The 26778-nt window shown below is 65.5% G+C and carries 25 protein-coding genes and 2 tRNA genes; 9 read left to right on the forward strand and 18 right to left on the reverse strand.

What is annotated here, in order from left to right:
• Window positions 1–30 precede the first annotated feature (30 nt).
• Window positions 31–1176 carry a TetR/AcrR family transcriptional regulator gene (locus WFK36_RS05305; RefSeq protein WP_336790320.1) on the reverse strand — a complete coding sequence of 382 codons (1146 nt, stop codon included), beginning with the start codon at window positions 1174–1176 and terminating at the stop codon, window positions 31–33.
• A 180-nt stretch (window positions 1177–1356) separates the two neighbouring features.
• Between WFK36_RS05305 and WFK36_RS05310 the strand changes: the two genes are divergently transcribed.
• From WFK36_RS05310 to WFK36_RS05330, 5 genes are all read left to right on the forward strand, one after another.
• Window positions 1357–2154, forward strand: coding sequence for an enoyl-CoA hydratase-related protein (locus WFK36_RS05310; protein WP_336790322.1), 798 nt, complete (start codon window positions 1357–1359; stop codon window positions 2152–2154).
• Window positions 2155–2211: 57 nt separating this feature from the next.
• Entirely contained in the window at window positions 2212–3810 is a 1599-nt protein-coding gene (gene fadD5, locus WFK36_RS05315) for a fatty-acid--CoA ligase FadD5 (protein WP_008376889.1), read from the forward strand.
• A 174-nt stretch (window positions 3811–3984) separates the two neighbouring features.
• Entirely contained in the window at window positions 3985–5115 is a 1131-nt protein-coding gene (locus tag WFK36_RS05320) for an NDMA-dependent alcohol dehydrogenase (RefSeq protein WP_040519501.1), read from the forward strand.
• Between the two features lie 202 nt (window positions 5116–5317).
• On the forward strand, window positions 5318–6217 hold the full coding sequence (locus tag WFK36_RS05325; protein ID WP_336790326.1) for a cytochrome b family protein: 900 nt from the start codon (window positions 5318–5320) through the stop codon (window positions 6215–6217).
• A gap of 11 nt (window positions 6218–6228) precedes the next feature.
• A complete protein-coding gene (locus tag WFK36_RS05330) occupies window positions 6229–7041 on the forward strand; it encodes a serine hydrolase domain-containing protein (protein WP_336790328.1) in 813 nt (270 codons plus the stop codon).
• Between the two features lie 107 nt (window positions 7042–7148).
• Here the strand turns inward: WFK36_RS05330 and WFK36_RS05335 are convergent, their stop codons facing one another.
• The 8 genes from WFK36_RS05335 to aceE form a co-directional block, all read right to left on the reverse strand.
• Complete coding sequence (locus tag WFK36_RS05335; RefSeq protein ID WP_336790330.1) at window positions 7149–8327, reverse strand: Cmx/CmrA family chloramphenicol efflux MFS transporter; 1179 nt, start codon at window positions 8325–8327, stop codon at window positions 7149–7151.
• A 313-nt stretch (window positions 8328–8640) separates the two neighbouring features.
• Window positions 8641–9159 carry a DUF3145 domain-containing protein gene (locus WFK36_RS05340; RefSeq protein WP_336790332.1) on the reverse strand — a complete coding sequence of 173 codons (519 nt, stop codon included), beginning with the start codon at window positions 9157–9159 and terminating at the stop codon, window positions 8641–8643.
• Between the two features lie 150 nt (window positions 9160–9309).
• Window positions 9310–10761, reverse strand: a complete 1452-nt coding sequence (locus tag WFK36_RS05345; protein ID WP_336790334.1) for an acyl-CoA carboxylase subunit beta — start codon at window positions 10759–10761, stop codon at window positions 9310–9312.
• A gap of 27 nt (window positions 10762–10788) precedes the next feature.
• On the reverse strand, window positions 10789–12054 hold the full coding sequence (locus tag WFK36_RS05350; RefSeq protein WP_336790336.1) for a KasA/KasB family beta-ketoacyl-ACP synthase: 1266 nt from the start codon (window positions 12052–12054) through the stop codon (window positions 10789–10791).
• Window position 12055: 1 nt separating this feature from the next.
• Window positions 12056–12358 carry a meromycolate extension acyl carrier protein AcpM gene (acpM, locus tag WFK36_RS05355; RefSeq protein WP_008376882.1) on the reverse strand — a complete coding sequence of 101 codons (303 nt, stop codon included), beginning with the start codon at window positions 12356–12358 and terminating at the stop codon, window positions 12056–12058.
• Window positions 12359–12470: 112 nt separating this feature from the next.
• Entirely contained in the window at window positions 12471–13382 is a 912-nt protein-coding gene (locus WFK36_RS05360) for an ACP S-malonyltransferase (RefSeq protein ID WP_336790338.1), read from the reverse strand.
• A gap of 194 nt (window positions 13383–13576) precedes the next feature.
• Window positions 13577–14866 carry a PucR family transcriptional regulator gene (locus WFK36_RS05365; RefSeq protein WP_419717408.1) on the reverse strand — a complete coding sequence of 430 codons (1290 nt, stop codon included), beginning with the start codon at window positions 14864–14866 and terminating at the stop codon, window positions 13577–13579.
• A 120-nt stretch (window positions 14867–14986) separates the two neighbouring features.
• Window positions 14987–17767, reverse strand: coding sequence for a pyruvate dehydrogenase (acetyl-transferring), homodimeric type (gene aceE / locus WFK36_RS05370; protein WP_336790340.1), 2781 nt, complete (start codon window positions 17765–17767; stop codon window positions 14987–14989).
• Window positions 17768–17987: 220 nt separating this feature from the next.
• Between aceE and WFK36_RS05375 the strand changes: the two genes are divergently transcribed.
• The 3 genes from WFK36_RS05375 to WFK36_RS05385 all read left to right on the forward strand — a co-directional run bounded on the left by WFK36_RS05375 (window position 17988) and on the right by WFK36_RS05385 (window position 19600).
• Window positions 17988–18515: a hypothetical protein gene (locus WFK36_RS05375; protein WP_336790342.1), complete on the forward strand. Its 528-nt coding sequence runs from the start codon at window positions 17988–17990 to the stop codon at window positions 18513–18515.
• Window positions 18516–18695: 180 nt separating this feature from the next.
• The gene (locus WFK36_RS05380) at window positions 18696–19115 is read left to right on the forward strand and encodes a DUF3052 domain-containing protein (RefSeq protein ID WP_008376877.1); all 420 of its coding nucleotides are present in this window, start codon (window positions 18696–18698) and stop codon (window positions 19113–19115) included.
• A complete protein-coding gene (locus tag WFK36_RS05385; protein WP_336790345.1) occupies window positions 19112–19600 on the forward strand; it encodes a peroxiredoxin in 489 nt (162 codons plus the stop codon). Before WFK36_RS05380 ends, WFK36_RS05385 begins: the two co-directional genes overlap by 4 nt.
• 21 nt (window positions 19601–19621) lie before the next feature.
• On the opposite strand, the gene WFK36_RS05390 is transcribed toward WFK36_RS05385, so the two are convergent.
• Both WFK36_RS05390 and WFK36_RS05395 read right to left on the reverse strand, forming a co-directional pair.
• On the reverse strand, window positions 19622–22114 hold the full coding sequence (locus WFK36_RS05390; RefSeq protein ID WP_336790347.1) for an acyltransferase family protein: 2493 nt from the start codon (window positions 22112–22114) through the stop codon (window positions 19622–19624).
• Between the two features lie 222 nt (window positions 22115–22336).
• Window positions 22337–23179 carry an SGNH/GDSL hydrolase family protein gene (locus tag WFK36_RS05395; protein ID WP_336790349.1) on the reverse strand — a complete coding sequence of 281 codons (843 nt, stop codon included), beginning with the start codon at window positions 23177–23179 and terminating at the stop codon, window positions 22337–22339.
• Between the two features lie 176 nt (window positions 23180–23355).
• Here WFK36_RS05395 and WFK36_RS05400 point away from each other — a divergent pair.
• Window positions 23356–23426, forward strand: a tRNA-Cys gene (locus WFK36_RS05400).
• Between the two features lie 74 nt (window positions 23427–23500).
• Here the strand turns inward: WFK36_RS05400 and WFK36_RS05405 are convergent.
• The 7 genes from WFK36_RS05405 to WFK36_RS05435 all read right to left on the reverse strand — a co-directional run bounded on the left by WFK36_RS05405 (window position 23501) and on the right by WFK36_RS05435 (window position 26705).
• Window positions 23501–23594 (reverse strand) — tRNA-Ser (locus WFK36_RS05405).
• A gap of 9 nt (window positions 23595–23603) precedes the next feature.
• Window positions 23604–24782, reverse strand: a complete 1179-nt coding sequence (locus WFK36_RS05410; RefSeq protein WP_336790351.1) for a tyrosine-type recombinase/integrase — start codon at window positions 24780–24782, stop codon at window positions 23604–23606.
• 46 nt (window positions 24783–24828) lie between these two features.
• Window positions 24829–25032, reverse strand: a complete 204-nt coding sequence (locus WFK36_RS05415; RefSeq protein ID WP_336790353.1) for a DUF3263 domain-containing protein — start codon at window positions 25030–25032, stop codon at window positions 24829–24831.
• Complete coding sequence (locus tag WFK36_RS05420) at window positions 25029–25442, reverse strand: hypothetical protein (RefSeq protein ID WP_336790355.1); 414 nt, start codon at window positions 25440–25442, stop codon at window positions 25029–25031. Before WFK36_RS05420 ends, WFK36_RS05415 begins: the two co-directional genes overlap by 4 nt.
• A 60-nt stretch (window positions 25443–25502) precedes the next feature.
• Window positions 25503–25931: a hypothetical protein gene (locus WFK36_RS05425; protein WP_336790357.1), complete on the reverse strand. Its 429-nt coding sequence runs from the start codon at window positions 25929–25931 to the stop codon at window positions 25503–25505.
• Window positions 25928–26293, reverse strand: a complete 366-nt coding sequence (locus WFK36_RS05430) for a helix-turn-helix transcriptional regulator (RefSeq protein WP_336790359.1) — start codon at window positions 26291–26293, stop codon at window positions 25928–25930. The genes WFK36_RS05425 and WFK36_RS05430 overlap by 4 nt, the downstream gene beginning before the upstream one ends.
• A 43-nt stretch (window positions 26294–26336) precedes the next feature.
• Complete coding sequence (locus WFK36_RS05435; protein WP_336790361.1) at window positions 26337–26705, reverse strand: hypothetical protein; 369 nt, start codon at window positions 26703–26705, stop codon at window positions 26337–26339.
• Between the last annotated feature and the right edge of the window lie 73 nt (window positions 26706–26778).

A 26778-nucleotide genomic window follows, 5' to 3' on the forward strand; every position in this document is an offset into this window, starting at 1 on the left:
GATTCTCGGTCGGGCCAGTCTCGGTAGACGTCAGCCGGTCAGTGCCTTCGCGCATGCCGCCGCCACCAGAGGCTTCCCGATCCCCGGTTGCCCGTTGACCAGATCGGTCGCGACATTCAGGCTCGCGTGGACGAGGAATCTCGCCTGAGCGGTGGTCACTTCCGGCCGCGCGCGTACGACCCACGCAGCCCACTCGTCGACGTTGAGCCGCTGACTTCGGCGCAGGGCTCGACGCTCGCTCACGTCCACCGCGCCGATCCCGTTCATGTAGACCGTCATGATGTCGGGTGCGTCGACACAGAGCTCGCTGTACCGCTCGGCGAGGGCCACGATCGCCTCGCTCGGGTTCTGTGCCTGGGCGAGTGCCGCAGCTACTGCGTCTGTGGTGCGGTCCGCCGTTCGCCAGAGGGCGGCCGCGAGGATGGCGCTCTTGGACGAGAAGTGGCGGTAGACCCCGGAGGCAGGCAGTCCGACGGCGTTGCCGATGTGGTCGACCGTCACCTCGTGGAAGCCGCGGTCGGCGAAGAGGCGTACTGACGCCGCAAGGATCGCCTCGCGTCTGCCGGTGGGCGCCAACCCGGGGGCAGGGATGTGAGCTTCGGTGGGCTGCGGCACCTCCACTTCGACGATGCGGGCTGCGGCGTTCGACAACAGGTCCACCGCGGCGCGTCGGCCCAGGACTGCGCGGTGGGTGGTCGCGCTCGCCGCCACGGAGAGGGACGCGATGGTCACGGCTTGTGCCGTCGTGCGGTCGATGTCGGGTCGAGCGGCCTCGACGAGCGCTCTGAGTCTGCGGTTCAGGCGGATCCGCACATCACGTGTGTAGGTGCGATCTTCGGAGCGCAGCACCCGGTCCTCCCATCGGTACAGGTTGCCGCCGGCTCGGTGGACGAACGTCATGTCGGTGAATGCGGTGAGGACCGCGGCGAACTCGCTCCTCGGATCGTCATGGGTCCGAACGCTCGAGACGGCCTCGTCCACACGTCGGGACAACTGCTCGACAGTCGCGGAGAACAGTCCGTACTTCGTGTCGAAGTGGCGATAGAGGGCGGGCGTGGAGATCCCCACCTCGTCTGCGATGTCCGACAGGCGAGTCGCGGCGTAGCCCTCGGAGCTGAACGCGGCCGCGGCTGTCGACAGAATCCTCTCGCGTCGATCGGCGGGCCGGATGGTCATGGGTAGCGATGGTATCGAAGCCCGGAGAAACATGCTGAGAATCATCTGAAGTTGGATAAACCCAGGTCATCACCCAGTAAGTCGACTTACAAGTTAATGATGATTCGCATGACTTCCGTCACTCTTCCTGTTACGGTGTGTGGCATATCAACGACAAGTCCGACGGTGATGCGAGGAACGATGAGTGACGAGGCCGGGTTCGAGGGCGGTGTCTGGGACGAGATCGACGATCGGGGCGTCGCACGCATCGAGATCGATCGACCGGAACGGATGAACGCGCTCGACGGTGGGGCCTCCGCGCGGATCATCGAACTCTGCCGCGACTTCGCGACGCGCTCGGACATTCGGGCTGTTGTGATCACGGGTCGTGGCGGATCTTTCTGTGCGGGCGCCGATGTGGCGGGCATGGCGGCGGACTCGGCGTCCACCGGAGGGTTCGACGAGTCGGCGTCGCGCGCGATCATCGAGAACGGTTCGCGGTTGATCGGGGCAGTCCGATCGCTGCCGATGCCCGTGGTCGCGGCTGTCGACGGCGCCGCGGTCGGGATCGGCGCGTCACTCGCAGTCGCCGCCGACCTCGTCTATGCGACGAGTCGTGCGTACTTCCTGCTCGCTTTCGTCAACATCGGTCTGATGCCCGACGGCGGAGCGACTGCGCTGTTCGCCGCGTCGCTCGGGCGAGCACGCGCCAATGCGCTGGCGCTTCTGGGGGAGAAGTTGTGGGCGCCCGAGGCGCTCGACGCCGGTCTGATCAACGCCGTCGTCGACGACGGCGTTGCGTTGACCGCGACGGTCGACCGCGTCGTCGGCAGGCTTCTCAAGTGCTCGCCCGACGCACTCGCCGTGACCAAGGCGGCCGTCGACGCGCATTCGTTGGCCGGATACGACGACGCGATCGACCGCGAGATCGCCGGCCAGACACAGCTCCTGCAATCCCCGGCCTTCGGGCGAGCGCTCGCCGCGTTCGTCGGCAAATGACCCCGCACCACCCACCCCGAACCCATCGCACGACCTGAGATCGAGGAGCTAGAAGAGATGACCGACGTACTGGGCTTCGCCCTCAACGCCGAGCCGCAGCGTTCACGCCGCCACCATTGGAACAACCAGGTCCGTCGACATGCGGAGATGAAACCGGACGCTCCGGCGCTGCGGTTCATGGGCGCCACCACGACGTGGTCGCAACTCGACGCGCGCACGCACTCGCTGGCTGCGTCGCTCCTGCGTCGCGGAGTGTCGTTCGGCGATCGAATCCTCGTGATCATGCTCAACCGCACGGAGTACGTCGAGTTGGTGTTCGCGGCGAACCTGATCGGCGCGATCCCGGTCCCGGTGAACTTCCGCATGACGCCGCCTGAGATCGGATACCTCGTCTCCGACTCCGGAGCGAAGGTCGTCGTGACCGAGACGATGCTCGCGCCGTTGGCTGATGCGGTGTCGGCGGCCACCGGCGCCATCGAGCACACGATCGTCGTCGGCGGGGCACAGAACGACGGTCACCTCGACTACGAGGCTCTGGTGTCCGAAGAAGGGGAGCCGCTTCCGGACATCGACATCCCGGAGGAGACGATCGCCCTGATCATGTACACCTCGGGCACCACGGGGAAGCCCAAGGGTGCGATGTTGACTCACCAGAACCTGCAGTCGCAGGCGCAGACGACGCTGCAGGCGCTCAACACGTCGGCCGACGACATCGGTTCGTGCGTCGCTCCGATGTTCCACATCGCCGCGCTCGGTGCGATGACTGCCCTGATCTACATCGGCGCGCTGTCGGTGATCCATCCGCTCGGGGCGTTCGATCCGAACGACATGCTCGACACTCTCGAGCGCGAAGGCACCACATCGATCTTCCTGGTTCCGGCACAGTGGCAGGCCGTCTGCGCGGCCCAGCAGGCCAAGCCGCGCGATGTGAAGCTGCGCGTGATCTCGTGGGGCGCCGCACCGGCGTCGGACACCGTGCTGCAGGCGATGAACGACACGTTCCCGGACGCGTTGAACATCGCAGTCTTCGGGCAGACCGAGATGTCGCCGATCACGTGTGTGCTCGAAGGAAAGGACGCGCAGCGCAAGATCGGTTCCATCGGAAAGGTGGTGCCCGCGGTGACCGCTCGCATCGTCGATCCGGAGATGAACGACGTGCCGCAGGGCGAGGTGGGCGAGATCGTCTATCGCGGCGCGAACCTCATGGCCGGGTACTGGCAGAACCCGCAGGGGACTGCCGATGCGTTCCGCGGCGGCTGGTTCCACTCGGGCGACCTGGTGCGCGCCGACGAGGAGGGCTTCCTGTTCGTCGTCGACCGGGCCAAGGACATGATCATCTCCGGCGGAGAGAACATCTACTGCGCCGAGGTCGAGAACGTTCTGTTCTCGCACCCGAAGATCCTGGAAGCCGCGGTGATCGGTCGCGCCCACGACAAGTGGGGCGAAGTTCCCGTCGGCGTCGTGGTGCTCGCTGAGGGTGTCGACGAGTTGACCATCGAGGAGCTTGAACCGTTCCTCAACGACAACCTCGCCCGTTTCAAGCACCCCAAGGACATAGTCGTCGTGGACGAGCTGCCGCGAAATGCGGGCGGCAAGGTGGTGAAGCCGGGTCTGCGGAAGGCGTACGGCAGTAAGGACGCGGGCCTCAAGAGCTGATCGTGTCGCACGAGATGGCCGTCTGAGCAGCGGAATCGGAACACGTTCCACAATCAAAACTGAAACGTGTTTCAATTTCCGTCTCAGGTGACTACTCTCACAAGCGAAGCACGATCACGCGCGACGCGAAACGCGTGGCCCGAGAAGACATCCGTTCGAAGTGAGGTTGTGAAGGTGAAGACGAAGGGCGCACTCCTGCGGGAGCTGAACCAGCCGTGGCAGATCGAAGAGATCGAGATCGGCGACCCCAAGGCGCACGAGATCAGGATCCGCATGGAAGCCGCGGGCATGTGCCACTCGGACCATCACCTGATGACCGGCGGCATCCCGATGGGCGGATTCCCGATCCTCGGCGGCCACGAGGGCGCGGGCGTCGTCGAAGCACTCGGCGAAGGCGTCACCGACTTCGAGGTCGGCGACCACGTCGTCCTGTCGTTCATCCCGTCGTGTGGCAAGTGCAAGTCCTGTAAGGCGGGCGTCGCCAATCTCTGCGACTTCGGCGCCATGCTGCTGCAGGGCGAAGCGGTCTCGGACCACACGTTCCGGATCCACACCACGGACGGTCAGCCGGTCTACCCGATGACCCTGCTCGGCACGTTCTCGCCCTACATGGTGGTTCACGAGGCGTCCGCGGTGAAGATCGACAAGGACATCCCGTTCGAGGTCGCCGCACTCTGCGGCTGCGGCATCCCCACCGGCTACGGCTCGTCCACCCGCAGCGGCGACGTCCGCCCGGGTGAAGACGTCGCGATCGTCGGCGTCGGCGGCGTGGGCACCGCAGCGCTCCAGGGCGCCGTGATCGCGGGCGCACGCAACGTGTTCGCCATCGACCCCGTCGAGTGGAAGCGCGAGCAGGCGCTCAAGTTCGGCGCGACCCAGGCGTTCGCGACCGTCGAAGAGGCAATGAACGAGATCGGCAACGCCACTGAGTGGGGCATGTGCCAGAAGGTCATCGTGACCGTCGGTGAAGTGTTCGGCAAGGACGTCGACACCTGGCTGTCGATCACCGCGAAGAACGGCACCTGCGTCCTGACCGGCATGGGCAACATGATGGACAACCAGGTGACCCTGAACCTGGCCATGCTGACCCTGCTGCAGAAGAACCTGCAGGGCTCGATCTTCGGTGGCGCGAACCCGAAGCTGGACATCCCGCTGCTGCTGTCGATGTACAAGGTCGGCAAGCTCAACATCGCCGACATGATCACCCGCGAGTACACCCTCGACCAGATCAACGAGGGCTACACCGACATGCTCGAGGGCCGCAACATCCGCGGTGTCATCCGCTACACCGACGCCGATCACTGATCTTCGCGAACCTCGCATGAGGCCCGCCGACTTCGAGTCGGCGGGCCTTCTGCATTTCTTCGACGGATCTGCATTAATGTTCTTCTCGACTGCGCTCGAAGGGCGGAGACGACGCGCTCGTCGGGCGGAACCCGACCCGTTCGTTCGAGCGGACTTATCTCCGTTCTTCGAGCGAAGTCGAGAAGCTACTGGGAGGAAACACATGGCCGAGAACAGCCGGAGCTCACGGGCGAAAAAGGGCGCCGAAGTCGCGGAGCAGCAGACGACGAGTGGTGGCTCGTGGTCGGCGTCGCCAGAGGCGAAGTCGAAGGCGCTGACTTTCCGCATCATCGCCGCAGTGCTGTGGGCGATCGCCATCGGCGGTGAACTCTTCACCATCTTCTGGGTGCTCCGCCAGGATCCCATCCTCATGTGGCTGCTCATCGTCATGCTCGTCGTCATCGGTGCTTTTGCCCTCGGCGGTTCGCTGCTGTGGAAGAAGGCGAACCGTCTCGACCCGGCGTCGCGCAAGGACACTGTTCGCTTCTTCGTCCAGAATCAGCTCGGCGTCATCATCACGGTGATCGCGTTCCTGCCGCTGATCGTGATGATCTTCCTGAACAAGGACATGGACGGGAAGCAGAAGGGCATCGCCGGCGGTATCGCGATCGTGATCGCCGCAGCAGTCGGCCTGGCCAGCGCCGACTGGAATCCGCCGTCGGTCGAGCAGTACAGCGTTGAGACCAACGTTGTGAAGGAACTGACCGGCAAGGACGAGGTGGTGTGGGTCAAGGGCGGCTCGGCGTTCCACGTCTGTGAGGACGTTCCGGATCTGCGTCGCTCGACGAAGCCGAAGGAGCGCACCTCGGTCGCCGAAGCGCATGCGGCCAACATCCCGCGACTCACCAAGAAATGGGTGTCGGAGGCGATCAACAACTGCGGCTACACCACTGCCGACGTCGACCGCGTGCTGGGCGGAGTCGACGACGTCACGTCCACGCTCGACGAGGATCAGTTCACTGAGACCTCCGGCACGCCGGAAGTGAAGTCGCCTGCTGAGAAGGGCGACTCCGAGGTGCACGAGGGTGCGCCCCAGTCGTCGACCGTTCCGGCGACGCCGTAGGCGGCCCTAAAGTGACTGTGCTGGACGATCTCTCCCAATGGCCGGTCGACAACGTCGCCGGGGCGATCATCGGCCCCGGGGGCGTCGTCTCGACTGCCGGCGACACCTCCCGCGTGTACGAGCTGGCGTCGGTGACGAAGCTGCTTGTGGCACAGGCGGTCTTGGTGGCCGTCGACGAGGAGGCGATCGACTTGTCGACGCCTGCTGGCCTGCCGGGAGCGACGGTCCGACATCTGCTGTCCCACGCGTCGGGCATGGCGTTCGACTCGCGTGAGCCGCAGGCGGGCCCGGGGGAGCAGCGCATCTACTCCAGCGCGGGTTTCGAAACGCTCGCCGAACTCGTGACTGCACACACCGACATCGCATTCGAGGACTATCTCGGTGAGGCCGTGTGCGAACCTCTCGGCATGACGTCGACCGTGCTCGCCGGTCCGGCCGGACATGGCGCTCGGTCGAACGTCGACGACCTCGCGCGTTTCGCGGGCGATCTGTTGGCGCCGCGGCTGCTCGCCCCGGAGACGGCCGCTGCGGCGGCCACAGTGCAGTTTCCCGGGCTGGACGGCTTCGTCCCCGGGTACGGCAAACACCGGCCGTGCGATTGGGGTCTCGGCTACGAGATCCGGGGTGAGAAGACGCCGCACTGGACCGGTTCGGCGAACTCGCCTCAGACGTTCGGCCACTTCGGTCAGGCGGGCACGTTCCTGTGGGTGGACCCCGTGCTCGGGGCCGCGTGTGTCGTCCTGACTGATCGCCCCTTCGGGGCGTGGGCGAAGCCGCTGTGGAGCGAATTCAACAACGCCGTCGTGAACGAACTTCGTCGCTGACCCCGTCCAGCGGTGACGCTCGCAAGATCGGCACATTCATCGCGGTCCACGGGCAAAAATGCCAGCGGACCGCGATGAATGAGCGGATCGTGGGGCACGAACTCAGGTCACGTCGCCGTCTGTTCCGGACGCTCGGTGAGATTTCGCCAGCATAGGACCATGATGCCGAGGGCGACTGCTGTCAGTGCTGATCCGACCCACACCGGCGCGACCGGTCCGAGCCCGGTCGCGAGTCCGAACGCGCCGAGCACAGGTCCCGCGGCCGCTCCGACATTCAATGCAACGGTCGCGTAAGAACCACCCATCGATGGCGCCCGCGCCGCCGCGTACAGCACCCGCGTGATCAAGGTGCTTCCAACGGCGAACGACAGACACCCCTGAACGAAGACGAGGGTGAGAAGTGCAACGGGGTGGGACGACACCATCGCCAGGAGGATCCAGCCCGCAAGCAACAGCGGCCCGCCGACTGCGAGCACCGCACCGGGCCGCTGATCTGAGAGTCGTCCCGCAGTCGTGACGCCGAGAAACGATCCGATGCCGAACATCACCAGCGCAATCGACACCCACGCATCGGCCAGACCCGCAGTCTCGGTCACGATGGGCGCCAGGAACGTGAACGCCGCAAACGTCGCTCCGTTGACCAGAGCTCCGAGGGCCATGGCCACGATGAGTCGCGGCGTCGCCAGTTGGCTGAGCTCGGTACGAAGTCCCGGCGACGACGTGTTCGTCGCGGCCCGACCACTCGTGTCGGAGACGCCTTGAACGACTCCGAAGGCCGCGGGTAAGCAGAGGACTGCGATCGCCCAGAATGTCGTGCGCCAGCCCAACGCCGCGCCGAGCAGTGCCCCGGCCGGGACGCCGACGACAGTCGCCATCGTCGTGCCGGCGAGCAGGATGGACAGCGCTCGTCCCTTGCGGTGTGCAGGCACGAGGTTCGTGGCCGTGCCGAGCGCTACGGCGAGGAAGCCGGCGTTTGCGAGCGCGCTGATCACCCGAGCGACGAGGAGCAGCGAGAACACAGACGTCAGTGCTCCGATGACGTGGCTCGTCGCGAACATCAGGATGCAGACGATCAGGGTCGACCGCGGTGGCCAACGGCGTGAGAAGGCCGCCATCAAGGGCGCACCGATGACCATGCCGACCGCGAATGTGGAGGTGAGCAGGCCCGCGGTTCCGACTGAGACGCCGAATTCGGTCGCCATCGCCGGGATCAGCCCCGCAAGCATGAATTCTGACGTGCCCATGACGAAGACCGCCAGGGCGAGAGAGTAGAGAGTTAGAGGCATCGGGTACTCCGAGGTGAGAGATCAAGAATGGGATCTTCTTGTCACCACGGCCGGCATCCCGGGTACGCCACGTGTGCCCACACGACGTGGGTGGACGCTAGGTGTTCACGGGGCCGGCGGTGTGACCGCCAACCCCTGACCTGTCCGACTCGGGACTCGACATGTCCCAGACAGTACAGCGCTCGACGGCGAGTCGCGCGAGCAGGCGCGCCCGCGGCCGCCGCACGACGGGTGAGCGGCGCAGTCCAAGAGAAACGCGCGCCCGGCTGATGGCCGTGCGCGCGTTCCGTGGGAAATGGTCTGTTGGAGTGAGTCAGCCGACTCGTTGACGCAGCCAGGTCACTTCGCCGTCGGCTCCGCCCATGCGGTACGACTCTAGGGCGTCGTCCCACGCGGTGCCGAGTGCAGTGTCGAGTTCGGCGGCCAGACCCGCGCTGTCGGGCTGAGCGTCCATCATGGCGCGCAGCTGCATCTCGCCGACGATCACGTCGCCGTTGGCGCTGATGGATCCCCGCCAGAGGCCGAGGCCGGGGACATGGCTGAATCGTTCGCCGTCCACGCCTTCGCTCGCGTTCTCCGTCACTTCGAAGGCCAGGCCGGGCCACTCGCGCAGCGCGTTCGCCAGGCGGGCGCCGGTGCCGACGGGACCGGTCCAGTCCACCGTGGCTCGCATGCGTCCGGGTTCGGCGTCCTGCGTCGACCACTTGAGGTCGGCGCGCGCATTCAACGTCGACGACAGCGCCCACTCCACATGCGGGCACAGCGCGACGGGAGAGGCGTGGATGTACACCACGCCAGTCGTCAGGTCCGCAAACTGGTTGAGAATGCGCACTGGTTTCACCTCCGATTCGACGAGGAACGTCTTCCCCAAGGCACCGCGTCGAGATCGGATATCACACTACTGATACAGATTATGCCTTGTGAGGTGCGTGTTGCGCTAGGTGTATTTGGTGTGGATGTGCTTCCGGGTGGTCGACAGCTGTCAGAGCGGGATGTTCTTGTGGCGACCGCGTCGCGACGGTGCTGCGGCGAGGGCCTCCGCGAGGCGACTCCGGGTCACGGCGGGGTCGATGACTTCGTCGACGACGCCGATCGACTGCGCACGGCCGACGCCGCCCGCGATCTGCTCGTGCTCCACGGCGAGACGCTCGTGAAGTGCTTCGCGCTCGTCCTCCGGGGCCGCTGCGAGGGTCTTCTTGTGAAGGATCCCGACGGCGGCTTTGGCACCCATCACGGCGACCTCGGAACCGGGCCACGCGAACACGGCGGTCGCACCGAGTGCGCGGGAGTTCATCGCGATGTAAGCGCCGCCATAGATCTTGCGGGTCACCAGCGTGACGCGGGGGACGGTGCACTCGGCGAACGAGTGGAGCAGTTTGGCTCCGCGCCGCACGACGCCGTTCCACTCCTGTCCGACGCCGGGCAGGTAACCGGGGACGTCGGTGAGCACAACGATCGGGACGCCGAACGCGTCGCAGAGCCGCACGAAACGAGAGGCCTTCTCGGCGGCCTCGGAGTTGAGGCAGCCGCCCATGCGCAGCGGGTTGTTGGCGATCACGCCGACCGACCGGCCGGCGAGCCTGCCGAAGCCGATCGTGATGTTCGGGGCCCACTTGGCCTGGATCTCCTCGAACGTCGAGATCTCAGTGGCACCGTCTGCCGCGAGTTGGGTGTCGAGCAGGTTCTCGACGATCGGATGGACGTCGTATGCGCGACGATTCGACTCAGGGAGCAGCGCGCGAAGGTCTTTGTCCTCGGCTGCCGCATGCGTCATGTCGATCGAGCCCTGCTGAGAGAACGTGGTCACCAGTCGACGAGCACGCCAGTAGGCGTCGAGCTCGGAGTCGGCGGTGATGTGGCTGACGCCGGAGCGCTTGCCGTGCGTGTGAGGTCCGCCGAGCTCCTCCATGCTGACGCTCTCGCCGGTGACGCTCTTGACCACGTCGGGGCCGGTCACGAACACACGTCCGTCCGGGGCCATGATCACGACGTCGGTCAGTGCAGGTCCGTACGCTGCTCCGCCTGCCGCGAATCCGACGACAACGGAGATCTGCGGCACGTAGCCGGAGGCGCGCACCATCGCTTCGAACACGCCGCCGACCGCGTGCAGGCCTTCGACGCCTTCGGCGAGGCGCGCACCACCGGAATGCCAGATGCCGACGACCGGAGCCTGGTCGGCGATGGCGGTGTCGATCGCGTTCACGATGTGAGCACAACCGACCACCCCCATGGCACCGCCCATCACGGTGCCATCAGTGCAATAGGAGACGGTGCGAACACCGTCGACCTCACCGACGGCTGCCAGCACTCCCGATTTGTCACGGGGGTGCAGGAGCTCGACGGTGCCTTCGTCGAAGAAGGTGGTCAACCGAAGCAGCGGGTCGCGGGGATCCGTCGCTTCCTCACGGCCGGGGATGGGAGCCAGTGTGGTCATCGGTTTCTCCTATGCGGGGAGGGTGTATCAGTACCGGCCGAACGCCAATGCGACGTTGTGGCCACCGAATCCGAACGAGTTGCTCAGCGCGTAGTCGATCTGTCCACGACGAGCTTCACCGTGCACGACGTCGATGTCGCCGCATGCCGGATCCTGGTTCTCGAGATTCAGCGTCGGCGGAATGACTGACTCCTCCACCGACTTGATCGTCAGGACCGCTTCGAGAGCGCCGACGGCGCCGATCGAGTGGCCCAGAGCCGACTTGGGCGCATAGATGGCCGCGTGGTTGCCCACCGAGGCCTGAATGCCCTCCGATTCGGCGGTGTCGCCGATCGGTGTCGACGTCGCATGTGCGTTGACATGCGTGATGTCGGACTTCTGCAGGCCTGCGGTCTGCAGTGCACGTGTCATCGCACGCGCGTTGCCCTGGCCCGACGGGTCCGGCGCCACGAGGTGGAAGCCGTCGGACGTGATGCCCGAGCCGAGCAGTCGAGCGTGGATGTGAGCACCGCGCGCCTTCGCGTGATCCTCACGCTCGAGGATCAGCATCGCTGCCGCTTCGCCGAAGACGAAGCCGTCACGATCTTTGTCGAACGGACGCGACGCAGCCGCCGGGTCGTCGTTGCGGGTGCTCATCGCGCGCATCATCGAGAACGCCGCGATCGGCACCGCGTCGATGTGTCCTTCGACGCCGCCGGTGACGACCATGTCGGCGTCGCCGAACACGATGTGCCGCCATGCGTGTGCGATGGCCTCAGCGCCCGAGGAGCAGGCCGAGACCGGCGTGATGACGCCGGCGCGTGCGCCGATGTTCAGGCCGGCGACGGCTGCGGGACCGTTGGGCATCGTCATGGAGACGGCGAGCGGCGACACCTTGCGGTAGTTGCCGGTCTCGCGCAGCATCCGGTCCGCATCCATCATGGCCTCGGCGCCACCGATACCGGTGCCGAGCACAACGGCGAGACGATCGGGGTCGACCTCGGGTGTGCCGGCCTGCGCCCAGAGGCGCTTGCTCAGCACGTGCGAGATCCGCTCGACGTACGCCATGCGGCGTGCCTCGATGCGCGTCACTTCAAGCGACGGGTCCTCGAGGAACTTGCCGCCGATGCTCACCGGCAACTTGTACTGCTCGATGTAGTCGTCGGTGAGCGTGCGGATCCCGGACTTCCCTGCGACGAGATTCTCCCAGGTCGTGTCGAGATCTCCGCCGAGACTGGTGCTGGCGACCATCGAGGTCACCACCACGCTGGGGAATTCTCCACCCCTGGTCGAAAAATCACGCAGTTCAGTCATGTCAGGCCTGGCTCGCCTCGATCTGAGCGGCGATCGCTGCGGCGGTCTCCGGGTTCTCGGCCTCGAGCTTCTGGACGTAGGCGACGGTGTCGCCGACGGTGCGCAGGCTGGCGAGATCCTCATCGGGGACCTTGACGCCGTACTTGTCCTCGACCTGGACGGCGATCTCGACCATCGACAGCGAGTCGATGTCCAAGTCGTCGACGAACGACTTCTCGAGGGTCACTTCTGACGGCTCGATGCCGGTGACCTCTTCGACGATCTCTGCGATGCCGGCGACGAGCTGTTCCTGAGTGGCGGCCACGATGTGGCTCCCTTCTTCTGTGTGTTGCTTGCGGGGGTTTCGGAGGTCAGCGGGTTCGCTGCTGGACATCCGCTCGGGTGGAGCGGCCTCCGACGGCCGGGGGTGTCCGGCCTCATCCAAGTCCTGGGAGGTCCTCCAGATCTGCGGGGACCTTGACGGCGCGCGAGGGCACGCCCTTGAGTTCACGCTTGGCGATGCCCACGAGGGCGCCTGCCGGCGTGAGTTCGATGATGGCGTCGACGCCTGCGGCGCGCATCGTCGCCGAGCACAGGTCCCACCGCACCGGGCTGGTGACCTGGTCGACGAGCTTGGCGAGAGCGACGGCCCCGTCGGTCACCGCTGCGCCGTCGGAGTTCGACAGCAGGGTGCGGTTCGGATCGTTCGGGGTGATGTCGGCTGCGGCTGCGGCGACGGCATCGCGTGCGGGTGCCATGTAGTGGGTGTGGAAGGCGCCGGCTACTGCGAGCTTGCGAGTGCGTGCCTTCTCCGGCGGGTTGGCGATCAGTTCGTCGATTGCCGCGACAGATCCTGCAGCGACGATCTGGCCCACCGCGTTGCGGTTCGCGGGAATGAGGTCGAGTTCGGCCAGCCGTGCGAGAACGGCGGTCTCGTCGCCGCCCAGCACTGCGGCCATGGTCGTTGCTTCGAGGGCGCAGGCTTTGGCCATCTCGGCGCCGCGGATGCCGGCGAGGCGGACTGCTTCGTCGGCGGTGATGACGCCGGTGATGGCAGCCGCCGCGAGTTCGCCGACCGAGTGGCCCGAGACGATGGTGTCGGCGGGGAGCTCGCCCTTGCGATAGCGGATCTCATCGAAAGCGAGGAGTGCGGAGACGACGACGAGCGGTTGGGTGACCGCGGTGTCGGTGATCTCGTCTGCGGTTGCGACGGTCCCGAGGCGCACGAGGTCGAGGCCGACCGTCTCCGACCATGCCGCGACACGATCGTGGGCACCGGGCTGCTCCAACCATTCGGTGAGCATGCCGGGTGTCTGGGAGCCCTGTCCGGGCGCAAGCAACGAAAGCACGTGACAAGACAACACCCTTGACGGGCTGCCCGATGGTGTTGAGTCGTATGAACCTGCAGAATGAAATTTGTGGGAACCCTACAAATGAATCCCGAAGGGCATCCCCATCGTCACCATGCCGTGATCTGTTACCGATATGAAGAAAATATTCCAACACCTGGCGCTATATCAAGATTCTCCGTGACGCCTGTGACTCAGGTTACGATTGTCGTTGCTTGTTGCTGATTTCGGGACAGTCGAGAGACGGTGAGTGCCACCCGGAGGACATATGCGTCCCGGGAGTTACCTGGGTCACGTCCCGTGATGTCAGTCACCTTTTTTAGTCGATACCGCACAGTGTTCGGATGTATGTACAGCTCCCGCGCGCAGGATTCGATGGACCCGCCCGCATCGAGGTACGCCTCGAGGGTCGCCTGCAGAGTCTGGCCCTCGCCTCCGAGTGGCGTGATCAGTGAGTCGATCAACATCTGTGCCGCGGTCTGGTCGCCGTTCAAGGCCCGCTCGGGGAGCAGATCGGAGCTGTGCACCGGTCTAGGGGCGCCGGGCCACCCGCGCACGGCGTCTGCGGCGGTCATCGCTTCGACCGCCGAGGCGTGGGCCACGGTCAGGTTGGGCATCGTCGGTCCGATGACGACGGGGCCGTCCGCGAAGTTGTCGAGCAGATCGGTCAGGAATCTGTCGGTGGAACTGAGCTGGCCGCCGACGATGGCGACCAGAGTGCTGCCCTGGACCACGGTCAGCGTCGCCCGGTCGTGGTGCTTGCCGGTGTTGTGAATCGCGAGCGGGACCGAAACGTTCTGCTCGGGCGGTGGCGTCCCGACGATGACGGTGGCCTGTGTTTCGCTCGGCCAGTTGAGGGCAGCGGCGCGGGACAACAGTTCGGTGCTGCCGTCGCCGCGGACGACGGCGTCGACGACGAGGGCTTCCATTCGCGAATCCCATGCGCCGCGCGACTCCGCGGCTGATGCGTAGATCGCCGCCGCGGCGAAACCGATCTCACGGCCGTAGCGCAACACGGACTCGGTCAGTGCCCGCAGTTGGACGTCGTTCCTCGCCAACAGCGGCAGCCACTTCTCGAAGAACTCCATGGCGACGCGGACCATCTCGACGGTCTGCAGGAGGGTGACTCGCCGTGCCAGGTCTTGGGGCACCACCTGAAACGCCTGAACGGTGAACTTCACGTTGCCCTCGGGATCCTGGATCCACTCGACGAAGTTCACGACCGATGTCTGCACGACGAGTTGGACGCTCGCCTTCTGCCCGGCGTCCAACTCGGTGAAGTAGGGGAGTTGCTCTGACATAGCGTGGACGGCCTCGGTCGCGAGTCGTCCGCTGTACAGCTTCATGCGTCGCAGCAGTGCATCCGGCAGCGCATCGTGCACGGTGGCGGGCGCGGGCACGTGAGCCCCGCGGCTGTTGTAGAGCACACCGGATGCAGCGCTCGCGGCGAGCGCTTCGCTGGTTGGTTGCTGTTCTTCGGGCACACGACCAATCTAACGTGCAGGTCGTCGGCGGTGAGCAGGGTGCGCTCGGCCGGGCCGTGCGAAGGGTGCAGATCGTGACCAGCATGTGGTCACGATCTGCACCCTCGGTGGTCGGTCCGACTATGCGACGCCGGGGTCGCTGGTCTGCTCCGGCGCGGCGGTGACGTCGGTGATCTGGTACTTGTCGGCGGCCTGTGCTGCCACCGAACGGTCCACCTCGCCGTCACGGGCCAACCCGACGAGGACGCCCACGGCGATCGACTCCGCGTCGATGTTGAAGAAGCGTCGAGCGGCGGGACGGGTGTCGGAGAACCCGAAGCCGTCCGCGCCCAGCGTCAGATAGGTGCCGGGGACATAGGCCCGGACCTGCTCCTGAACGCCGCGCATGTAGTCGGACACGCCGACAGTCGGTCCCGACGAGCCGGCGAGGAGTCCGGTCAAGTGCGGAGTGCGCGACTGCGTCGGGTCGCGCAACTCACCACGGTCGGCGTCGATGCCGTCGCGTGCCAACTCCGACCACGAGGTGATGGAGTACACGTCTGCGGAGACGTCCCATTCGTCGGCGAGCAGATCCTGAGCTCGCAGGGCGTCGCCCATGGTGACGCCGGAGACGAGGATGCTGGCTCGATGCGTCTTGCCTTCGGGGCCCTTGCGGAACAGGTAACCGCCCTTGATCAGGCCGTCGACGTCGAGGCCGTCAGGTCGCGCAGGCTGTGTGATCGGCTCGTTGTAGACGGTGATGTAGAAGTACACATCGTCCGGGTTGTCGCCGTACATGCGGGTCAGGCCGTTGTCGATGATGGCGGCGAGTTCGTACGCGAACGCCGGATCGTACGAGACGACGCCGGGATTGGTCGCGGCGATGAGCGGTGAATGACCGTCGGCGTGCTGCAGACCCTCGCCGGTCAGCGTCGTCCGACCGGCCGTCGCGCCGATCACGAAGCCTCGCGACATCTGGTCGGCGGCCGCCCAGAACCCGTCGCCGGTCCGCTGGAACCCGAACATCGAATAGAAGATGTACAGCGGGATCATCGGCTCGCCGTGCGTGGCGTACGACGTGGCGACCGCGGTGAAGCTCGCGGTGGAACCGGCCTCGTTGATGCCCTCGTGCAGGATCTGGCCTTCCTTGGCCTCCTTGTAGGCGAGCATCAGTTCGGCGTCGACCGACCGGTACTGCTGACCGTTGCGGTTGTAGATCTTGAGCGTCGGGAACCACGAGTCCATGCCGAATGTGCGCGCCTCGTCGGGAATGATCGGCACGATGCGCTTGCCGATCTCCTTGTCACGCAGCAGTTCCTTGAAGATGCGGACCAGGGCCATGGTGGTCGCGACCTGCTGATTGCCCGATCCCTTCGCGGTGACGGCGAGGGCCTTGGTGGTGTCCGGGTGTAGCGGGATCGTCGTGGTCCGACGCGACGGAAGGAAACCGCCGAGGTCACGGCGACGATCGAGCAGGTACTGGATCTCCGGTGAGTCCGCGCCGGGGTGGTAGTACGGCGGCAGGTAGGGGTCGGCCTCGAGCTGAGCGTCGGTGATCGGGACACGCGAGGTGTCGCGGAACGCCTTGAGATCGTCGAGCGTCAGCTTCTTCATCTGGTGCGTGGCGTTGCGACCCTCGAAGTGCTTGCCGAGTGTGTAGCCCTTGATCGTCTTCGCGAGGATGACAGTCGGCTGCCCCTTGTGATTCATCGCGGCGTTGTATGCGGCGTACACCTTGCGGTAGTCGTGGCCGCCGCGCTTGAGCTGCCAGATGTCCTGGTCGGTGAGGTTCTCCACGAGCGCCTTCGTGCGCGGGTCGCGGTTGAAGAACTGCTCACGGATGAACTGCCCGTCGTTGGCGCGGAACGTTTGGAAGTCGCCGTCGCGCGTCTTGTTCATCAGGTTGACGAGGGCGCCGTCCTGGTCGGCGTGGAAGAGCGCGTCCCACTCGCGGCCCCAGACCACCTTGATGACGTTCCAGCCTGCGCCGCGGAAGAACGACTCGAGTTCCTGGATGATCTTGCCGTTGCCGCGGACCGGGCCGTCGAGGCGCTGCAGGTTGCAGTTGATGACAAAGGTCAGATTGTCCAGGCCTTCCGTCGCCGCGACGTGCGCGAGACCCCGCGACTCCGCCTCGTCCATCTCGCCGTCGCCGAGGAACGCCCACACGTGCTGATCGGACGTGTCCTTGATGCCGCGGTCATGCAGGTAGTGGTTGAACCGCGCCTGGTAGATGGCGTTCATCGGGCCCAGGCCCATCGACACCGTGGGGAACTGCCAGAAGTCGGGCATCAGACGAGGATGCGGGTACGACGGCAGGCCGCCGCCGAGTCCGGCGTGGCTGTGCTCCTGCCGGAACCCGTCCATGCGGTGCTCGTCGATGCGTCCCTCGAGGAACGCGCGGGCGTACACACCGGGGGAGGCGTGGCCCTGCACGAAGATCTGATCGCCGCCGCCGGGATGGTTCGGTCCGCGGAAGAAGTGGTTGAAGCCGACCTCGTACAGCGACGCCGACGACGCATAAGTCGAGATGTGCCCTCCGACTCCGATGCCGGGGCGCTGAGCCCGGTGCACCATGATCGCGGCGTTCCACCGGATGAACGCGCGGAACCGGCGCTCGAGGTCCTCGTCGCCGGGGAACTCGGGTTCGAGATCGGTCGGAATCGTGTTGACGTAGTCCGTCGAGGTGAGCGGCGGCAACGCGACACGATTGTCGTCGGCGCGCTCGAGCATCCGGAGCATCAGATAGCGGGCCCTTTCCGGGCCTGCCGCACTCAGCATCGCGTCGAACGATTCCAGCCATTCATCGGTTTCGGTCGGATCGCTGTCGGCGAGGTACGACGCGACGCCGTCGCGGATCACCTCGACGCGGCTGCTGCGCGTGGGAGTGTCGTTGGGGCCGGTCGTGGTCGGGTCAGTCACAAATCCACCATTCTCGTCGGCGAGCCGGGGACAGGTCGGCGGGCTCGCTGTGGGGCCGTCGGGGTGTGACGGCGGATCGATTAGGGTCCACAAGGATTCTTGGTGGACCACTGTTCCATCGTGCCGTAAATCACCGCTCCTGGCAGTCGATGTGCCCAGTCACACGTTCTACTCTGCGGTAACCTGATTCGATTCATTTCACGGGTGGGAGGGCGAACCGATGGTGGTCCGTGCTGGAGCAGGCGTCACGGCCCTGATCGTGCTGTCGGCACTGGTCGTCTCGTGTTCGCAGGAGACGCCGCCGGAGCCGTCGACCGCCGCGGCGCCGTCGTCGGTCGGCAGCAGTCGCGCTGCTTCGGTTCCGACCGCAGAACGCTCCGAACTGGAGAAGATCGCCGCAGTCCAGGTGTGCCGCAATGTGATCACCTCTGCGGGAGCGATGGTCCGCGACTACAACGTCTTCATCACCAAACTCAACAGTGTGCAGTCGTACGCCAAGATGTCCTCCGAGGACCGCTGGGCCGCCGACACTCTCACCGCGGGCGCCGACCAGGTGCGCAAGGCCATCGCGCCGGCCACGCCGTCGGACCTCCTCGGTCCGGTCAACCGTTTCGTGGACAGCTCCGACGATCTGGCCGAGCGGATCGGCGAGAAGCAACTCGGCGGCCTCAACGCCGCATCGGACACCTGGGGCGCCGACCGCACCGCGGCTCTGAACAAGTGCTCGGAGTTCCTTCCAGCCGAGTGAATCCGTGCCCGCAGAACACGTTCGGGCGGAGGAAACACCGGGTGTGCACTGTCGGGATGTCCGTTGAACCTCTAGTCTTGAACTGAGTTTCACTCGACAGTGACCCGACAGCCGTGAATGCACGGCAAACGGCACCGCGGGTGAACAGGACACTTGTAAACAAACGGGAGGACACACGCGGTGGTAGCCGCCACGGACGACAAGGCGAGCAAGCTCGGATTCACCAACGGAATGGTGATCCAAGAGCGCGGTTGGGACGAGGACACCGACGACGATCTGCGCATCGAGATCGAAGACGCGATCGATGCGGAGATGCTCGACGAGGACGCGATCGATGTCGTCGACGCCGTTGTCCTGTGGTGGCGAGACGACGACGGTGACCTCGTCGACGCGCTGATGGACGCCATCGGTCCCCTCGCCGAAGGCGGATTCATCTGGGTGCTGTCGCCGAAGACCGGTCGCGACGGTTACGTCGACCCGTCGGTCATCGCGGAGTCGGCGCCCACCGCGGGACTCACTCAGACATCGGTGACGAGCCTCGGTGACTGGACCGGTGCACGTCTGGTGACGCCGAAGGCTCGGTCGGGCAAACGAGCATGACGAAGCCGGACAGCGTTGCTGTCGGCCCGCTCCCTGTCGGATCGGTCGCGCCCGAGTTCGAGCTCCGCGACCAGAACAACCGGCGAGTGACATTGTCGACTCTTCGTGAGAAGGGCAATGTGCTGATCGTGTTCTTTCCGCTCGCCTTCACGGGCACGTGCGAAGGTGAGCTCGGGTACATCCGTGACAATCTGCCGAAGTTCGACGACACCACTCTGACGACCGTCGCGGTCTCCGTCGGTCCGCCGCCGACCCACAAGGTGTGGTCGTCGGCACAGGGCTACCTCTTCCCGATTCTCTCGGACTTCTGGCCGCACGGCGGAGTGGCGAGCGAGTACGGAGTCCTCGACACCGACCGCGGGTACGCCAACCGGGGAACCTTCCTCGTGGCACGCGACGGGACGGTCCGCTTCTCCGACATGGTCGGGCCCGGTGAGGCCCGCACGGTCGACACCTGGGACGAAGCGCTCTCGCTCCGCTCCTGATCCGCCTGCGCCGCAGCCGACTCAGGGCTGCGGCGGAACGACCTCGCTCGTCGACTTCAGGACGCAGCCGGCGGGCGGCAGATCCGTCGCCGGGTACATGGTGGCCAATGCGACTGCGAAGCGGCGAGCACGTTCGACGTAGCCCGCTTCGGTGTAGTGAACACCGTCTTGGAACCAGTTCTGCTCGGTTTCGCCCGCCCAGTCGTAGACCCGAAGGTTCGGGTACCGCTTGCACGCCCGGACGAGCGCACGGTTGAAGTTCCGCATCGCACCGTTGTCGTACGCGGGATTCTCGTTGAGGCGATTGGTGATGACGGTCGGCCACAGAACAGGCTGACCGACGAGCGGCTTGAGCAGGTTGTCGATGCGCATGTCGACAGGCCCGGCGCCGCCGACCTCCACGTTGGCGGTGTCGTTGATGCCCATCGCGATGACCCAGCAGCCGCGCACGCCTCGCCTGAGGGCGCCTTCGATCGATTCGGTGGCGTTGGGCTGATCGTTCACCCGTTCCATGCTCGAGCGGCCTCCGACGACGTCTTCGATGTACGTCTTCGCGCCGACCTCGCGATAGCGACCTTCGAGGCGCAGCGCGACGTTCGGTTGCATTCCCGGATCACTCATGCCGATCGACGTCGAGTCGCCGACGTGGATCACCGTTGAACACTTGGTGCGACGCTGCCCGGCGGGCAGCGTGGGCCCGTAGCGTTCGGGCGCGGGGCCCTCGTCGATCTCCTCGTCGATGCCGCTGCCGCCGTCGTCCGACTTGTAGAGAGCCGAGACGATCGGGAGGTCGGGGTTGAGCTTGGACACGGCGACCATCGACCCGACTGCCAATCCGAGGACCACCAGCGTCGCGAGAACGGCGCGGGCGGGGGAGCGGCGCTGTTCCGGCTGCTCGGGGGCCTGAGCGGGGATCGGCTCAGGATCCGGGGCAGCGGCCGCTGTGACGTCGCCGTCGGTGTCGTCGATCGGAGCGGTCGGCGCCGTGGGCGTCTCGTCTGCCTTGGGCGGAAGGTTCAACACGCTCGGGGCCTTGGACAGCACGGTGACGCCGGTGGGCACGCGGAAGCGCACGGTCTCGGCGGACGAGGGCTCGGCAGAACCTCCCGGGGTCGGCTCGACGTCGGGCGTGTCGTCGGCGGCCGGCGCGCTGATGTCGACGGCCTCCTCGACGATCGGCGCGCGAAGCACCACGTCCACCGGCTCCTCGAGCAGTGGGCGGGGCTGCGATGGAGCCGCTGTCGCGGGGTCCCAGCCGGTGACGGAGGGAACGGGTTCCTGGGGGTGTTCGTCGGCCATCGGGGGCTCCTCGGTGGGGAGGTCGTCGGGCGTCGCCGACCGGAAAGGTCGCGCGAGGGTGGTGAAGGCGGCGACGGCCGTGGCCCACAGCGCGGCGCGCATGGTGTCCTCGTGGCGTCGGGGCGTGGTGAGCGCTGCGCGGAACCCGTACTTCCGGATCGGGTCCTCCACGTAGCGCCACGAGAGGGAAGCGATGACAAGAGTCGCGATGACCACCACGATGGAACTGATCAGCGGTGATCCGCCGCGGATGATGCCGGGCAGGAACGCAACCAGCGGCATGTGCCAGAGGTAGATGCCGTACGACCGTTCGCCGATCCACCGGAACGGCTGCATGCTCAGGACTGTCGCGACGAGTGTCGACGGGGTCACCGCCGCCATCAGGACGCCCATCGTCGCCACGGTCAGGACCGCGATTCCCCAGTCGTAGAGCTCGAGTGAGTTGTCGCCCGTCGTCATGCACAGGTAGACGATGCCTGCGAGTCCGGCGATGCCTGCGACATCGAGCACACACCGTTGGTTGTGAGTGACCGTACGCGCGCGTGCCGGCCACCAGAAGGCGAGGGCCGCGCCCATCAGGAGTGCGCCCGCACGTGTGTCGGTGCCCTCGTAGGCGCGGGTGTTGTCGAAGCCGGCTTCGGCGAGCGTGGTGAGCAGGTAGAACGAGCCGAGAGCCAGGCCGAGCGTCACCAGGCTGATCAACCAGCGCTTGCGCAGGACCAGGTAGAAGAGCCCGAGCAGGAGCGGCCACAAGATGTAGAACTGCTCTTCGATCGACAACGACCACATGTGGCTCAGCGGGCTCGGGCCGCCGAACCGCTCGAAGTACGAGGTGTCCGACAGGATGGTGTGCCAATTGTTGACGTAGAACAACGCGCTGAGCGCTTGGCCGGAGTAGGTGCCAAGCTTGTCGGGGATCACCACGGCCGTCGTGACCAGCGTGGCGATCAAGACGAGGACCACGGCGGGCAGCAGCCGTCTGGCCCGTCGGAGCCAGAACGTCTTGAGATTGAGCCCGCCGGTGCGCCGGTGCGTCGCGATCAGCAGTGAGGTGATGAGGTAGCCGCTCAGGGTGAAGAACACGCCGACGCCGAGTAGTCCGCTCCTGAACCCGGGGACCTGCAGGTGATACAGCAGGACCACCGTGACCGCGACGGCGCGGATGCCGTCGAGGCCCGGTAGATAGGACGATTCGTTGTGCGTGGGACGTGGCATGTCCGGGCGGCACCCCCTGATGCGGTGAGACAGTGTGCGACGACGTGCTCTCCGCTCGACTGGTGGAGCCGGAGCCGGTCCGCCCGTCGTCACAGGCGGCGGCGTCGACGTTCCATCATAGGTCGTCGTCAGAGGTGACCTTGTCATTCATGTGACTGGATGACATGGAAATTCGGTCGCCGGGACGTGGGATCGGTCACGTCCCGGCGGCCGTGAGAATGCTCAGGCCGGAAACGCCGTCGCGAGCGCGGTGGCGAACAAGCGGTTGCGCTGGACGATGCCCGCGGCGTTGTAGTGGATTCCGTCGACATACCAGTCGTCCTGCGTCTCCGACGCGAAGTCGTAGACCTTCAGGTTCGGGTAGCGGCCGGCGGCCTTCTGCAGCGCGGTGTTGAAGGTGCGCATGTTGGCCGGGGCGTACGCCTTGTTGCTCGGATTCGACGTCATCACGGTGGGCCAGAGGACGTCCTGGCCGGTCAACTTCGACATCACGCGGTCGATCCGGGCATCGGCGTCCACGCTGCTGCCGACTGCGACGTTCGCGGCGTCGTTGACGCCCATGGCGATCACCCAGCAGCCGCGTCGGCCGGATGCGAGCTGCGACGTGATGGCGTCCACGGCGTTCGGCTCGCCGTCGACCTTCTCGACGATAGACCGGCCGCCTGCGGCGTCGAGGACGCTGTCGGTGGCGCCGACTCGCTTGTACTGGGCGCTCAGGCGATCCTCGGGATCGGTGACTTTCGCAGCGCTGTCGATGCCGACGGAGGTCGAATCACCGATGTGGGTCACCTGGGCGCACGACGTCCGGCGCTCGCCCGTCGGCGTGACCTGCGGTGGAGCCTTTCCGTCCGGGGCCTGCGGGACGAGGAGATTGAACAGGGACTCGAGGTCGTATCCGCCGCTGCCGTTCTGGTCGATGGGCAGTTCCTGGATGATCCGCCCCGCGCTGTCCATCAGCTCGCCGATCGACGGTTCCGCTGACGCGGGTGCGACGGGAACGAATGAGAGCGCGGCGATCGCGCCGACGACTCCGGCGGTCAGCTGGATGTGGCGGCGCGTGGGCATGCGGCGCGAGGACGTCTGATCTGTAGTCACAATAACCCCAGTAGACATCAGTTGTCCCACGTGTTTCAACCCGTGGAGGGTTGCGGATGGGTCTCGATTTTGTGCTCGGGGTTTCGATCGGCGGCGCGCAAAACCCTCGACTCGGACGAGCTGGTCTGGGAGCCTCGAAGTCGCTCGCGGGTGTGGCTGAGTGGTCAAGCAGCGGTCTGCAAAACCGTCTACGCAGGTTCGAGTCCTGTCATCCGCTCGTCATTTGGCGGCGTCGCCGTCCTGTCCGCCAGTTGTGTCACGTATGTGGCCACAACTGGCGGACAGAGTGCGTGGTGCGCGAAGAGGGTTTCGAACCCCCGACCGCTGGTGTGTAAAACCAGTACAGACAGATTCGTGACCGCGCCAAATATCTATCTACCTGCGCTTATGTCCATCAGGATGCATCAAGATTTACTACGTTTTCCGACGTTCCCGTGGGCAAAATGTGGGCAGGAACCATCAAGCTCATCCGGTCAGCCACAGCCGTCAGGTCGTCGTCATACAGATGCCCGTACAAGTCGAGCGTCATCTTCGCCGACGCGTGCCCCAACATCCGCTGAATCACCTTCACGTTCGCGCCCGCACGGATCGCCAACGACGCCGCGGTGTGCCGCAAATCGTGAGGCGTCACCTCCAGTGAAGGCTTCGCTGACCGGCCCTCCCGCTTCGCCGCCTTCACCTCAGCATCCGACGGCGGCCACACCTCCAACACCGCCGCATCCCACCAGTCGCGCCGGACATTGCCGCGCCGCAACACAGCCCCATCGCGAGTAGTGAACAACTGCTCACCCGCATGCTTCCCCGCCGCGTGCCGATCAAGAATCTCGGCGACATGGTCCGGCACGACAACCGTCCGCGCCTTCCTCGTCTTGCCGGGAGTCCACGACAACGATCCGCTGACATCCGTGACAGACTCGGCGATCCGCAGCCGGTGCTTGTCAGGCTCCCAGCGCCGGACCTTCGCTGCTGCGAGCTCACCGAACCGCAGGCCCGTGTACCCGAGGGTGACAACGATGTCTCGCCCGGCATCACCAGCAGCCTCGGCCAGTCGCCACAGTTCATCGACCGTCAAGAAGATCGGGTCGGCGTCCTCCGGCTTCGGCATCGTGATCAGCTTGTCGCGCACAGGATTCTTGTGCACCATCTGGTCGCGGACCGCGATGTCGAGGATCTGGGCGAGCACATCCCGTGCCTTACTGACCGTGGATGCGGACATGTCCATGCCGTCGATCCAGTCCTGCACCATTCCGCGCGTGATCTCGCCGACTGCCACATGCTCCCAGTGGGGGAGCACCTGCTGATTGAGTGAGTACTCGCCGCGGTTGCGAGTCGAGTCGGCGAGCTTCGCCTTCGATCGCAGCCACTTCGGCGCGAGGTCACCGACAGTCGTCTTGCCAAGCGACGGATCAACCCAGTCTCCGCGACGCTTGGACACCTCGTTGTCCTCAGACCACGCTTTGGCTTCGCGCTTGGTGCGGAACCCTCGCTTGTCAGTAGAGGACCCATCGGGCCGCCTGTAACGCACCCGATACCGGACGCCAGCCTTGGTTTCGTACGGGTCTATGTCCGCCATGATCAGATTTTACCTTCGCTTCGAGGTGATTCCGGGTCGGCAAGGGTCAGCGCTCTGCGATTCTCCGCAGCCGGTTGACGACGACAGGGGAGTAGGCGATCGCCTCCTCGTCGTCGAGCAGCGCCCCGACCCGCTGCCAGTACCGGGTGACCGACAGCCCGAACTCTTCACGGACCGCCGCAGCGTGGGCGCCCGGCGACGAGAACCGGCGTGCGGCGAAGTCGAGCAGTCTCCGGTCGTCGTCGGTCATGCCGCCCACGACCAATCGCCATCAGTGGCCGCCTCGATCTGGGCGACCTCGATCGGGTCGAGGTTCAGCATGCGCGTGTGGGCGGCTTGCTTGTCGACCCACCAGTGGTCGGCGAGCTCCTCGGTGGTGGGGTGCCGGAGCCAGCAGAAAGCGTCGATGATCTGCTCGACGGTGATCAGCCGGCGTGCGGTGATCCGTTCGACCTCGGCCTCAGACGCGTCGGGGTATTCGATGTGGGTGATCTCGTGGGTGAGCGAGGTGCGTCGCTCGCGCTGTGAGCTACCGCGGCGGATCCAGATGGTTGTCTCGCCGAGGAGTCCCATTGCTTCGCCTGCGAGGTGGCGGGTGCAGTCGATGACGAGGTGGGGGTATTGGTCCCTCGCCCAGTGCCATGGATGCCAGCTGTTCATGTCCGGTATGACACCACAGCCCACCGACAAAAACGTCTGTGACCAGGAACTACACGTATGTCATTCGTTCTTGATTACGTCCGCTATCAGGATCTCGGTGACGCGTTCCGCCATGTGCGGCGGAGGGAAAGACATCCGCACGCCGAACCGGAGGAACCCCTCACCAAACAGCGCGGCGGTGGCGGGTAACGCGTTTGAGACCCCAAAGGTTCGTGCGAACTCGATCATCTCTGCCCGAGTCGGCTTTGAGTCGCTCCACTGATAAAGGAGTGATGCATCGATTTCGCCAGCGACGGAGTTTGCGGTGTGCCTCATCTTAAGACGGACGGTGACCGATGGATCGTCGGAGTCAACGCTGATCCGTCCCTCGACCTCGATTGCGCCTTCGCCGTCCGGCTCGTCCTCGGAACTACGTCGTTTGAACTCGCTGCCCAGAACTGTCAGTCGCGCACTGGTGAGGGACTCGCTGAGGCCTCCATGGGGGTTCACCGTGACACCACTGACGTCCAGGATGATCGCGAATCAACCAGGTCGTTCGAGACAATGACCGGATACGAGAGCTTCCGGGAGTCTGCCTCCTCGATCGTCTCAGCCTTGAGGGTCAGCGATGCCCCGACCGCGTGTGCGTATCGAAGAACGGTGTCTAGGGTGGGGTTCGCGTTCTCGAGTTCGTTCTCGAAGCGGCAGATTGTTGACCGGTTTACGCCGAGCACCCGGGCGACTTCAGCCTGTGGATGGTCGCGCTTGATACGGATCTCGACCAGTCGACGCAGCATCTTGCGACGCGCGCGGTGCATGTCGCGTGCGTTGCGGTCGTACCTCTCGTTGTCCAGGTCCACTTCAGTACTCATGTGTTGCACTCTAATGCAACACGCGGGTTGGGGCGACATCGACTCAGAACTGTGACCATTCGTATCCCTCCTTCTTAAAGTGCCACTTCAGAAGGCCCATCGCGTTGGCCACGGAGTCCTGTTGCCGCTGTCCAGCATCCGCTTTCGACCATGACCTGAGCTTGTGCCACAGGTGAATCCGCACCACGTGGTCCTGCCTGTTGATCGGCTCACCGAAGTACAGACGCCAGTGCTTCTTTCCGCCACGACCCACTACCTTGAACTCTCCCAGCCACGGCGGGTCCTGAACTTTCTTCGGGGCGTACAGCAGTGGGCACCGAACCTGAGTTTCATCGAGGTCGACCCCTCCGGCTGCGGCGTCTTCGATTAGCGCCTGCATGCCGTTCCATCCGAACCTGTCCTGGACTTTCATGTCGTCCAGTTCCTCGCCGCACTGTTCGGTCTCACACCAGTGCACATCGCCGCGCAGGACTCGGTCACCGTGT

This window comes from Gordonia malaquae (assembly GCF_037148075.1).
GTDB lineage: Bacteria > Actinomycetota > Actinomycetes > Mycobacteriales > Mycobacteriaceae > Gordonia > Gordonia malaquae.